This window comes from Pseudomonas sp. Tri1, assembly GCF_017968885.1.
Taxonomy (GTDB): domain Bacteria; phylum Pseudomonadota; class Gammaproteobacteria; order Pseudomonadales; family Pseudomonadaceae; genus Aquipseudomonas.
This window is the reverse complement of the sequence record NZ_CP072913.1, coordinates 6659598-6671718: the sequence shown is the minus strand read 5'-3', so window position 1 is coordinate 6671718 and position 12121 is coordinate 6659598. Positions and strand designations below refer to the sequence as shown.

Annotated in this window: 8 protein-coding genes; 5 read left to right on the top strand and 3 right to left on the bottom strand. The window is 61.1% G+C overall.

Annotated elements, in window-relative coordinates:
• Positions 1–4: 4 nt before the first annotated feature.
• Positions 5–1894: a methyl-accepting chemotaxis protein gene (locus tag J9870_RS29200; RefSeq protein WP_210642128.1), complete on the bottom strand. Its 1890-nt coding sequence runs from the start codon at positions 1892–1894 to the stop codon at positions 5–7.
• A gap of 191 nt (positions 1895–2085) precedes the next feature.
• Between J9870_RS29200 and nudK the strand changes: the two genes are divergently transcribed.
• Positions 2086–2682 (top strand): GDP-mannose pyrophosphatase NudK, encoded by a 597-nt coding sequence (gene nudK / locus J9870_RS29195; RefSeq protein WP_210642127.1) that lies wholly within the window; start codon positions 2086–2088, stop codon positions 2680–2682.
• Between the two features lie 47 nt (positions 2683–2729).
• On the opposite strand, the gene J9870_RS29190 is transcribed toward nudK, so the two are convergent.
• Positions 2730–4865 carry an LTA synthase family protein gene (locus J9870_RS29190; protein ID WP_246883166.1) on the bottom strand — a complete coding sequence of 712 codons (2136 nt, stop codon included), beginning with the start codon at positions 4863–4865 and terminating at the stop codon, positions 2730–2732.
• A 409-nt stretch (positions 4866–5274) separates the two neighbouring features.
• Between J9870_RS29190 and J9870_RS29185 the strand changes: the two genes are divergently transcribed.
• From J9870_RS29185 to J9870_RS29170, 4 genes are all read left to right on the top strand, one after another.
• Positions 5275–6177 (top strand): LysR family transcriptional regulator, encoded by a 903-nt coding sequence (locus J9870_RS29185; protein ID WP_210642125.1) that lies wholly within the window; start codon positions 5275–5277, stop codon positions 6175–6177.
• A gap of 124 nt (positions 6178–6301) precedes the next feature.
• Entirely contained in the window at positions 6302–6928 is a 627-nt protein-coding gene (locus J9870_RS29180) for a glutathione S-transferase (protein WP_210642124.1), read from the top strand.
• A gap of 196 nt (positions 6929–7124) precedes the next feature.
• The gene (locus J9870_RS29175) at positions 7125–8318 is read left to right on the top strand and encodes a DUF3142 domain-containing protein (RefSeq protein ID WP_210642123.1); all 1194 of its coding nucleotides are present in this window, start codon (positions 7125–7127) and stop codon (positions 8316–8318) included.
• A complete protein-coding gene (locus J9870_RS29170) occupies positions 8305–10455 on the top strand; it encodes a hypothetical protein (protein ID WP_210642122.1) in 2151 nt (716 codons plus the stop codon). The genes J9870_RS29175 and J9870_RS29170 overlap by 14 nt, the downstream gene beginning before the upstream one ends.
• A gap of 138 nt (positions 10456–10593) precedes the next feature.
• On the opposite strand, the gene lpdA is transcribed toward J9870_RS29170, so the two are convergent.
• Positions 10594–11994, bottom strand: coding sequence for a dihydrolipoyl dehydrogenase (gene lpdA, locus J9870_RS29165; protein WP_210642121.1), 1401 nt, complete (start codon positions 11992–11994; stop codon positions 10594–10596).
• Positions 11995–12121: the final 127 nt, after the last annotated feature.

Sequence of the window (12121 nt, the reverse complement as noted above, 5' to 3'; positions counted from 1 at the left end):
ACGTTCAGGTTTTGAAGGTGTTGACCATTTGTTGCAGGCGGCGTGACTGGTTTTCCAGTTCAGTGCAGGCCTGCAAGGTGGATTGCAGATTGCCGACCATTTCCTGATTCAGGCTGTTGATGTGACTGATGTCGCGATCCAGATTGTCCACCACTGAGGTTTGCTCTTCGGTGGCGGTGGCCACGGACAAGTTGATCTCGTCGATCTCGCCGATACCCAGCAGCACGCGATTGAGTCGCTCGCCCGCGAGCTTGGCGGTATTGACGTTGTCGTCGCTGTGACGCTGGCTTTCGAGCATGGCGCTCACGGCGTTGCCGGCACCTGCCTGCAGCTCCTCGATCATGCTGTGGATTTCCTGAGCTGATTGTTGGGTGCGATGGGCGAGCGTACGTACTTCGTCCGAGACCACCGCAAAACCGCGTCCGGCATCCCCGGCGCGGGCGGCCTCGATGGCAGCGTTGAGGGCCAGCAAGTTGGTCTGGTCGGAGATGCCTTTGATGACGTCGAGAATACGTCCGATCTTCAGCGTTTTTTCGTTCAGGCTTTCGATGTCCTGGCGAGTATTGACCACTTGCGAGGAGAGCTGCGACATGGCGTTGATATTGCGCTGCACCACAGATTGACTTTCCTGGGTCTGATCCCTGGTATCAGAGGCGCGGCTTGATGCATGAGCGGCGCTGCGGGCGATTTCCTGGGCTGCGGCCCCAAGCTCATTGATAGCCGTGGCGACGTTATGGGTCAGGGCTGCTTGCGTGTCGGAGCTCTTCAGGGATGAATGCGACGCCTGGCTGACCTGTGCCGCCAATTGGGTGAGCTGGATACTGGACGCCAGGACTTCTCGGATCGACTGCTGGATACGTTCGACGAAGCGGTTGAATCCTCCGGCCATCATGCCGAACTCGTCCCGGGACAAGCTGTGCAGGCGCTGGGTCAGGTCGCCTTCGCCATCGGCGATGGATTGCATGGCCGAGCCCATGCTGCGTAATGGTCGCATCAGGGCGTTGATCAACAGGCCGAGCAAACCGACCGTGACCAGCATGGCGATCAATGTGGCGACCAGCGCCGAAGTGCGAAACTCGTGGAGTGCGGCGTAGGCTTCGTCTTTATCCACTGAAAGTCCGATGGACCAGTGCAGCGAAGGTAGGCCATTGATCGGCGTAAACGTGACGATCCGCGTTCGGCCGTTTTCCTGCACTTCACTCAAGGCGCTGTTGATGCTCGGCGGGCCTTCGGGGAACGCTTGTGTGAGAGTCTTGGTCACCAGTGTGTTGTCCGGGTGCACCAGGATCTTGCCATCGTCGCTGATCAGGAAGGCATAACCTATGCCGTTGAGGTCCACGGCATTGATGATTTTCGCGAGTTGTTCCAGGCTCAGACTCGCACCCAGTACACCAGCGGCTTTGCCATTGATCTTGATCGGGGCCGCTTGGGTCATGATCAGATAATCGATGCCGGCACCGATGTAGGGTTCGGTCAGCACGGGTTTAAGGGTGCGAGCCGCATCTTTGTACCAGGCACGCTGGCGAACGTCATACCCATCTGGCATCACCCGCTCGGGATGAATAAAGAAACGACTGTCTTCAAGGCCGACATAGCTGGCTATGAAGGTCTTTGTAATGATGTCCTGGGAGAGAATGGCACCGATGGTATCTGGCGTGGGATTGGCGGCGACGGTTTCGGCGGCACCTTCGATCAACAGGATTCGGCCGGCCAGCCAGCTGTCGAGGTTCGCGCCGAGCAACTTGCCCGTGGACTGCAAGTTGCTGTGCAGTGCTTCGCGGGTACTTGCTTGCTGGCGATGGTCGTTGAACAACGAGAAAGACAGGAATACCGCCATCACGATGACGCAGGCACCGAGAAGAATCTTTTGACCGAATTTCAGATTGATGCCCATGAGGAATTCTCGTCTGGTCTCTTTTTTATTTATGGAATCCCCGCAGGCTCAGGGCTGGTCGAAGATTTAATGAGCGCACAGGTTTTGTCGAACTAGAAAAGACGATGGGCCATCGTGATTTTTTTTGTGAGTATCAAAGAAGCGTGAATAGGGTTTTGAAGTGGGCCTCTGGCCCCGAATGGAGCGGGTGAATGACACAGGCAACCAGCATCAAGGATCGCGTACGCATCAAGAACGTCGAAGTCCTCTCAGACAACTGGTACGTGCTGCGCAAGACCACCTATGACTACCTCGGCCGCAACGGCCAATGGCGCGAGCTGACGCGCGAGACCTATGACCGTGGCAACGGCGCCACCATCTTGCTGTACAGCAAGGCCAAGCAGACCGTGGTGTTGACCCGGCAGTTCCGCTTCCCGGCCTTCGTCAACGGGCACGATGACTTGCTGATCGAAACCTGCGCCGGCCTGCTGGACAACGACGACCCGCATACCTGTATCCGCAAGGAAACCCAGGAGGAAACCGGCTATATCATCCAGGACGTGCGCAAGGTGTTCGACGCCTTCATGAGCCCGGGCTCGGTGACTGAGCGGGTGCATTTTTTCGTTGGTGAATACTTTGACGAGGATAAGCAGCACGAAGGTGGCGGGCTGGAAGCCGAGGGCGAGGAGATCGAGGTGCTGGAGATGCCCCTCGACCAGGCCTTGGGCATGATCGAAAGCGGGGAGATTTGCGACGGCAAGACGATCATGCTGTTGCAGTACGCCAAGCTGCATCGGTTGCTGGATTAGCCCCAGGCGTCCTGTTGGTGGTCCTCATCCGGGCCGAATCGTTTTGTTCAGCTGGACTGCGCCTCACGGTCGTCCTGCATGTCGTCCAGGTATTCCGGTTGGTCGGTCTGGTCCGGCAGTTCGGTCACGACGCTGAAATCACTGATCTCGACGGCGCCCACCCCATGACCGAGCAAATGGAAGGAAAACGCCTTGCGCGGTTGCGGGTTATCGAAACGGATGTTCATCACCAGCGGCTGCCCGGGTGTTACCGCCACGTCTGTGGGCAGGTCCATCGGCACATCCCGCTCGAACTCCTTGGCCTTGAGGGAAATATAGGCGGCATGGTCTGCCTCCACGGCGCGGATGGTCAGGCTGACGCGGGTCTGTGAGCCCTTGGGCATTTCCAGGTATTGAGCGCCGATCAGGTTATCGGTCCAGTCATTGGTGACCTGGGCTGGCAGTGGGATTTTATCGGCGCTGCCAAACTGGTAATGCTGGTTCAGGGGCGTGCGTAGCAGGGTCTGGTCCAGGGCCGTGGCCCGGGCGTTGATCAGCCTGGCTCGCTGGCCGCTGTATTGCCCGCCGTAGCTGGCTTGGTCGGCGATGAAGCCTGGGCTGGAGTAATAGCGGCAGTTCTGCAGGAAATTGCACTCGGTGAACGTACCTTTGCCGTCGTGATAGCGCAGCTTGCCATTGGTGAACGACATGATTTCCCGGCCCGTCGAGTAGTCCCGGAACAGCGAGCGGCCGGACAATGACGGGGGCACCGCGAAACCGAAGTAGTCGAGGATCGATGCGGTCAGGTCGACATGGCCGTAGGTCCCTGACTTGATCCTCGGTAATGGCTCCGGCGCCAGCGTCAAATTGAACCCCCAGGACGACGCCAGGCGCACATCGTCGATGCCATGGGACTCGTCCGAGGTGATGACCACCAGAGTGTTTTCCAGAATGCCCTGGCGTTCCAGGCCCGCCAGGAAGCTCTCCAGCGCATCGTCCAGGTAACCCACGGCGGCTTGCTTGGCGGTGTCGTAGCGTTGCAGGTAGTCATCCGGCGCGGAGTACGGTTGGTGGGTGCCCACGGTCAGCAGGGTGAGCATCCAGGGCTTTTGCGCCTGTTGCAGTTGCCCGACGTAGTCCAGCGCGCCCTCGAAGAAGGTCTTGTCGTCCTTGCCCCAGGGAAATTCCAGGTAGGCGGGTCGGGTGAACCAGTCCATGCCCAGGGTCGTGTCGAAGCCGATGTGCGGCATGATCCGGTCCTTGGCCATGAACCGCAGGCCCGCGCCTTGGAGGAAATGGGTGGAAAAGCCGTTCTGACGCAGTTGGGCCGGCAGGCAGGCCTGGTTGCGCTGGGGCTGGTTGAGCATTTCGACGCCCTTGGGCGTGCCATCGTTGAGTTTGTCGTAGTCGCCACACAGCATCGCGTACAGGCCGCGGATGGTTTGGTGACTGTGCAGGACGTAATCGGGGGTGTTCATGCCACGCTCGGCCCATGCGCTGAGGTGCGGCATCAGGTTCTCTTGATAGCGGCTGTTCAAGGCCTGGCGGTTGGCGCCCACGTAGGCCCCGGGAATGCCCTCCAGGGCGATGACCAGGACGTTGCGCGCACGGCCCGGTCCGGCCAGCAGTTTATTTCCATCGAGATCCAGGCGGGTCAGCCCCTCCATCGGCGGGGCAGGCTCCATTGCATCGCCGTCGAACCATTGCCGGGCTTGGTCCTGCCCGGCGGCGATACCCGCCGTGATGAGTTGGTGGGGCAGGTTGAACACATTCCATTGGTCCGCCTCACTGGGACGCCAGGATTGCAGCGTGCCGTGGCTCAGCAAGAGCACCACGGGCAATGCCCAGGCGGGGCGAGGCAAACGTGGCGCTCGTCGCGTACGGCTGGCGGCTTGGGCAAGCAGCCAAAACCCCAGCGCGGCCAATTGAGTCGCAGCCAGCCAGGGGTGGGCGAAGCCGCCGCTGGTGGAGTTTTCAACGAACTGCGGGTCAATCAGGTAATGCACGTCCGAGGGGTTGGGCATCCGCCCGACCGCGCTGACCAGCTCGATGCTGGCCAGGCTCAAAGCACTCCAGGCCAATAATACCGGCAGAGCCAGCCACCAGGGGCGACGGTAAAGCAACGCGATCAGTAACCCACCGATGCCCAGGTCCGACAGATAGCCCAGTGGGTCGGACCAGCCCAACGCCAGGCGTAGGCCCATTGGGACCAGCAATACGCAGCCGACCAGGGTGATAAGGGAAGCGAGGGGATGGGTTAAATAGCGGGAGAAAACTTTCACAGCAGGTCTTCCAGTTGAAGCCAATCCATTAAACAACTCGCAACCTCTGTGGGAGCGAGCTTGCTCGCGATAGCGTCGGATCAGCACAAATCCTATCGGCGGAGCCACCGCTATCGCGAGTAGGCTCGCTCCCACAGAGGGGCGGGTCTTACAGTCATTAAACTGTCACAAAAATGGATGGTACCAAGCGCAGCCGCCAACGGCCGGGTCAATGTCCCGGTGTCCGGCGGCGCGGCGCTGTGGTTCACTGGCCCAGGTCTCTACAATGGCCGTGTAGCGCGGCTTCGAGCCGTGTAGAAAACTTGTATCAGGATTTCTCATCGGGGGACGGATGGACAGGTTTCAGGAAATGCAGGTTTTTGTCGCCGTGGCCCAGGATTCGGGTTTTTCGGCGGCGGCGCGGCGCCTAGGCCTGTCGGCGGCCAGCGTCACGCGAGCCGTGGCGGGGTTGGAGCAACGGATCGGTACGCCGTTGCTGATTCGCACCACGCGCAACGTGTACCTGAGCGAAGCAGGCCAGCGCTTTCTAGAGGACTGTCGGCGGATCCTCGGCGAGTTGCAGGAAGCCGAGGATTCGGCAGCCGGCAGTCACGTCCAGCCTCGTGGTCAGCTGACGATTACCGCGCCAGTGCTGTTTGGCCAGTTGTTCGTCACGCCGGCGCTGGTTGATTACCTGCATCAGTACCCCGAGGTCAGCATCAATGCCTTGTTGTTGGATCGCACTGTCAGCATGATCGAGGAGGGCATCGACGTTGCCGTGCGCATCGGCGAGTTGCCGGACAGCAACCTGCACGCCGTGCGTGTCGGTGAAGTGCGGCGAGTGGTGTGCGGCTCCCCTGACTTCTTCGTGCGCCATGGGCGGCCCCGACATCCGCAGGACCTGGAACGAATGCCGGTAGTGGCGTCATCGGCCATCGGTCAGATCAAAAGCTGGACCTTCGTCGAGGCCGGCCAACCGTTGGCCGTCCGACCTGTGCCTCGGTTAGTGGTGACCGCCAACCAGGCCGCGATCACCGCCGCGTGCCAGGGCTTGGGGATGACACGGATCCTGTCTTATCAAGTCGCGAGCAATATTGCCGCCGGTGAACTGGAAATCGTCCTGGCAGACTTTGAACTGCCACCCTTGCCGATCCATGTGGTGTATCAGGGCGGGCGCAATGCACCCGCACGGGTGCGCAGTTTTGTCGATTTTGCCGTCAGCGCATTGCGCGGACATCCGGCCTTGAGCGGCTGACGCATTGTTTCACTGGTTGAAATAATGGATTGCGTTCCTCGGGGATTCTGTAGTCTCAAGCTTGCGAGGAAGATCACGCCATCGACGCTGTCCTGCAGATGGCGTCATTTCAGTGGAGCCGATCATGAACCCTATCAAGCACTACCACTTCCCGCTTTCTGGCCATTCCCATCGTGTTCAATTGATGCTGTCGTTGCTCGAGCTACCCGTCGAGGAAGTTTTCGTCGATCTGGCCAAAGGTGCCCACAAGCAGGCGGATTTCCTTGCCCTCAATGCATTTGGCCAAGTACCGGTGATTGACGATGACGGCGTGGTGCTGGCCGACTCCAACGCCATCCTGGTGTACCTGGCGCAAAAATATGGCAAGGGTCGCTGGCTGCCCACCGACTCGATCGGTGCCGCCCGAGTGCAGCGCTGGTTGTCGGTGGCGGCCGGGCCGATTCATTCGGGGCCGGCCACGGCGCGACTGATTACTGTGTTCGGCGCACCTTACAACGCCGAAGACGTGATTGCCCGGTCCCATAATCTGTTGAAAGTCATCGATCAGGAATTGAGCAACAGTGCTTATCTGACAGGCGACGTTCCGACTATTGCCGACGTCGCCGGCTACAGCTACATCGCCCATGCACCGGAGGGCAATGTGTCGCTGGAGGACTACGTTCATGTACGGGCCTGGCTGGCACGAATCGAAGCCTTGCCAGGGTTCGTGGGGATGCCGCGTACGGCTGTCGGCCTGCAAAAGTCCGCCTGAGAAGATGACGTTGAGGTCTCGATGACCATCGACGAATAACCTGAAGTTCTCAACCCTGTGGGAGCGGGCTTGCTCGCGATGGCTTTGGATCAGCAGCAGCTGTGTTGCCTGATACACCGCTATCGCGAGCAAGCTCGCTCCCACAGTCATGTGCAAAGCGTTAATCTGCGAAGCTTTTACGGGGTGGTGAGGTTTCATGACTTTTCGTTGCCGGCTATCGCTGGCCCTCATTGCGTTGCTTCTGAGTGGTTGTGAACAACCCCCGACCCCGCCCCTCGATCAACAACTCTATATCTGGCAACGCCAATGGACGCCGGCCCACGAACCGGCGTTGCGTCAGAGCCATGGCGACTTCTCCAGCCTGCGGGTGTTGGCGCTGCAGGCTTTTCCCGGGGCTGGCTGGAGCCGCGCGCGGATCGATCCGGCCATGCTCCAGGGCGATGGTCGACCTTTGATTGCAGTGATTCGCTTGGACGGTCAGCTCAAATCCCTGGACCAGGACGATGTGATCGCGCAGATCCAACAGCTGTTGAGTGACTGGCAAGCCCAGGGTTTGGTCCCGCTAGGGGTGGAGATCGACCATGATGCCGGTAACGCGCGCTTGCCGGCTTACGGGGCCTTTCTGACCCGGCTGCGGCAGGCCTTGCCGGCCACCCTGGGATTGAGCATCACGGCGCTGCCGGCCTGGCTCGACAGCCCCGCGTTGCCGGGCCTGTTGGCGACGGTAGACAGTAGCGTGCTACAGGTTCACGCGGTGAGCGATCCGCGCCAGGGGCTGTTCGATCCGAAACAGGCCCGGCGCTGGGCTGAACGCTGGAGCGGCGTCACCACGCGACCGTTCTACCTGGCCTTGCCAGCCTATGGCGTGGCGTTGCTGACCCAGGAGAGCGGCGTGCCGGTGGTGGAAAGCGAAGTGCCGATCGATCGAGGCGGCGAGCGTCGGGAGCTGTTGGCCGATCCACAACAAGTGGCTGGGCTTGCGGCGGACCTTCGCGCTGAACCGCCGAAACATCTGGCCGGGCTGATCTGGTTCCGTCTGCCGTTGGCGGGTGACCGGCGCGCCTGGAGCCTGACCACTCTCGGCGCTGTCGCCCGGGGCGATCGCCTGGACAGTCGGCTGGCTTTGCAGCTGGGGGAGCAGGACGGTTTGTACGATATCCGGCTGGTGAATCAGGGCAATCTCGACAGCCCCTGGCCCCAGCGCCTGACGCTGGCTGTCGGCGCGTGTGACGGCGTCGATGCCTTGGCTGGTTACACGTTGCAACAAACTCCCGGACTGCTTACCTTCACCCGCATTCAGGAAGGCCGCCTGGCCGCTGGTTCCCAGCGAGCAGTTGGCTGGGCGCGTTGTACGAAAATTGACCAAGGAGGTTTCAATGTTTACCCGTAAGTGGCCTCGTCGTCTGCTCTGTCTAAGTCTCAGCCTGCCGCTGGGGCAGGCGCTGGCCTGCGGGCCGGAATTCCCGATGCGCCTGCTGGATAACCGCGCGCAATCACTGGCCGAGTTGCCCGAAGGCAGCTTTCGCTTCGAGGTCAGCCGTCTCGGCCAGGCGATTGCCGGGCTCAAGCCGGCTACTGAGGCGACGCGCAACCCGGATTACAGCTATGACGATATGGCTTCTTACGTCGAACAACGCAGCAAGGCCGAACAGATCGGCCTGACCCCACCGCAGCAAGCGGTGGTGGAGCGTTTGCGGGCGCTGACCGATATCGAGCAGGTCGCTAGCGAAGCGGCAAACCTGCCTGCCGAACTTCAGCTGTACGCGATTGGCGCGGCGGCTTTCAACGCCGGTGAACATCAGCGAGCCGCCGAAGCGTTCCAACAGTTGCTGGCATTGCCGGCTGATCAACGTCCGCTGCGCAGCACCTGGGCCGCGTATTCCCTGGGCCGGGCCTTGTTTGCCCTGAGCACCGAAGCCGGTAGCGGTGAACCCGCAGCGTTGCTGCAGCAGGCTCGGGAAGCGTTCCGCCAGGCCCGCGAGCTGAGTGTTGCCGGCTTCAGCGATCCGCTGGAACTGGGGGTTGCCAGCCTCGGCGAAGAAGCCCGGGTGGCCTACACCGCTGACGATTGGGACAGTGCCATCAAACTGTATGCGACCCAGTCCCTGCTAGGCTCCCAGGTCGGTTACAGCTCGTTGCTGCAGTTGGCGGGCGACCTGAGCGTCCAGCCGGATGAGCGCTTGAGCCAACTGCTCAAAACCTCGGCGGTGCAACGATTGGCGACCGCCTATTTACTCAGCCGCGTCGGCTGGTGGGACGGTGAGGAACCGTCGGGTGAGAAAAGACTCTTCGAGCTGCTGCAGGCCAACACCCAGGGCAACCTGGACGATGCCGACCGTTTAGCGGCTGTGAGCTACCAGCATGGCGATTACACCAGTGCCAAGGCCTTGGTGGGAAAGGCCCCTGACACGGGGTTGACCTGGTGGGTGCGGGCCAAACTGGCACTGCGCGACGGTGACAAAGTCGCTGCGGCGGCGGCTTACGCCAAAGCGGCCCAGGCGTTTCCCAAAGAGGAGTCCTGGGGCAGTCGACGCACACCGGATTGGGACTTCGAGTCGGTACAGCCCAAATGCCGGGTCGAAGGCGAAAGCGCGATCCTGGCCCTGCAACGGGGTGATTACCTGCAAGCGTTCGATCAGCTTTATCGCGGCCAGGCCAACTATTGGTACGACGCCGCCTTGGTTGCCGAGCGGGTGCTGACGGTGGATGAACTGAAACAATACGTCGACACGCAAGTCCCCGCGCCACCGGCGTTGAGCCAACAGGATCGCGACAACTACGTGCCACTGCCGGTGGCCGCGAGCCTGCGCAACCTGCTCGGTCGCCGCTTGCTCAGGGAAGGGCGCTACGATGAGGCGCCGGCGTATTTCGATAACGCTGATCTGCAGAACAAAGCCCGCGCTTATGGGCAATTGCGCCAGGATGCCGAGTCCAAATGGTGGCCAACCCGGCGGGCCGAGGCGTATTTCAATGCGTCCTGGATGGCGCGTAAATGGGGTATGGAGTTGCTCGGCTACGAGATGGCGCCGGATTACGCCAGCCTGGGAGGCAGCTACAGCTTCGAGCCCGTTGAACTGAAGGTCGGGCCGCTGGTGGCCGAGGGCGAAGTGCAGCGCCAGCAGGCCAGCGCCGCGCAACCGGACGTGCGTTACCACTATCGGTTTGTCGCCACGGCGCTGGCCAGCCAGGCGGCCGATAACCTGCCCCATACCAGCCAGGCGTTTGCGGCCGTGCTGTGCAAAGCGGTCGGTTACAACTCCAGCCTGGAAGAGCAAAGCGCGTTGTATCAGCGGTACGTGAAGGATGGCCCCTACGTGGAGTGGGCCGGGGATTTCGGCCATCAATGCCAGGAACCGGAATTCCACAACGCCAACAAACGTTACGTCACCCAGGCCCTGGAGCCCATTCGCTCGATGCTGCGACCTTATAAGGGCTGGCTGCAAGTGGGCGGTTTGGTGCTGGTGGTCGCGGTGGTGTTGGGGGTGATCAGCCGGCGCCAACGCAAGGCACGGGTGGCTGCCAACTAGGCTGAAGATGTAGCTGTGGGAGCGAGCTTGCTCGCGATGGCGCAGGGTCAGCTTGCATCGATGTCGGATGTGCTGCCGTCTTCGCGAGCAAGCTCGCTCCCACAGGGCCAAGTGTGATTAGCCAATAGAGAGCACTCTCTACATCTGCGTCGCCATCCCCTCCACATTCATCGCTGCCTGGCGCAACGCCTCCGAGCGAGTGGGGTGTGGATGGCAGGTGAGGGCGATGTCCTCGGCCGAGGCGCTGAACTCCATGGCCACGCAGTATTCACCGATCATTTCGCTGACGCTGGGGCCGACCAGGTGCACGCCGAGGATTTCGTCGGTGCGCTCATCGGCCAGGACTTTGGCGAAACCCTCGGTCTCGTGATTGATCTTCGCCCGACTGTTGGCCGTGAACGGAAATTTCCCAACCTTATAGGCGCGGCCTTCAGCCTTGAGCTGTTCTTCGGTCTTGCCGACGCTGGCCAGTTCCGGACGGGTGTAGATGACGCTGGGGATCAGCGCATAGTTGACCTCGGCGGCCTTGCCGGCGATCTGTTCGATGCAGGCCATGGCTTCGTCTTCGGCTTTGTGGGCCAGCATCGGCCCGGACGTCACATCGCCGATCACCCAAACGCCGGGCGCTTCGGTGCGATGACCTTGGTTGGCGAGCAGGCCGCGTTTGTCGGTACTCAGCCCGACGTTCTCCAGACCCAGCCCTTGGGTATAGGGCCGCCGGCCAATGGCGACCAGCACATAATCGGCGTCCAGGGTCTGCGCTTCGCCGCCTGCCGCAGGTTCGACCTGCAATTGCACACCGCTGGCCGACGGCACGGCACCCGTGACTTTGGAGCTCAGCTTGAACTGGATGCCCTGTTTGCCCAGGGCTCGCTGCAGGGTTTTGCCGGCCTCGCCATCCACGCCCGGGCAGATGCGATCAAGGTATTCCACTACCGTCACCTCGGCGCCCAGGCGCCGCCAGACCGAACCCAGCTCCAGGCCGATGACGCCTGCGCCAATTACCACCAGATGCCGGGGCACTTCACTCAGGGATAATGCGCCGGTGGAGTCGAGGATGCGCCGGTTATCAATCTCGACACCCGGCAGCGGGGTGGGCTCGGAGCCGGTGGCAATAACGATGTCCTTGGCGCTCAGTTCGGTCTTGCCGCCGTCCTCGCCGGTGACGGTCACTTTCCCCGGCCCGTCGATGTGGCCCCAACCTTTGATCCAGTCGACCTTGTTCTTGCGAAAGAGAAACTCGATGCCCTTGGTCAGGCCCGCTACGCTTTCGTCTTTCTGTTTCATCATTTGCGCAAGGTTGAGGCTGGGTTTGACGTCGATGCCGAGGTTGGCGAACTCGGCCCCCATGGCCGCTTCGTATAATTCCGAGGCATGGAGCAACGCTTTGGAGGGCATGCAGCCAACGTTCAGGCAAGTGCCGCCCAGGGTTGCACGACCTTCGACACAGGCGGCCTTCAGCCCCAGCTGCCCAGCGCGAATCGCCGCGTTATATCCACCGGGCCCACCACCCAGAATGATCACGTCATAGTTGCTCATTGCTGTTCTCCCGCTTGGGCTGATAAAAAATTATGAACGTAATATGAGCGTTTCTGAAGATTTCGGTCAAGGCTTTAGTCAAGGGGCAGGCGCCGGGCTTGTCATGAAGAATTCAAAACGGAAATTT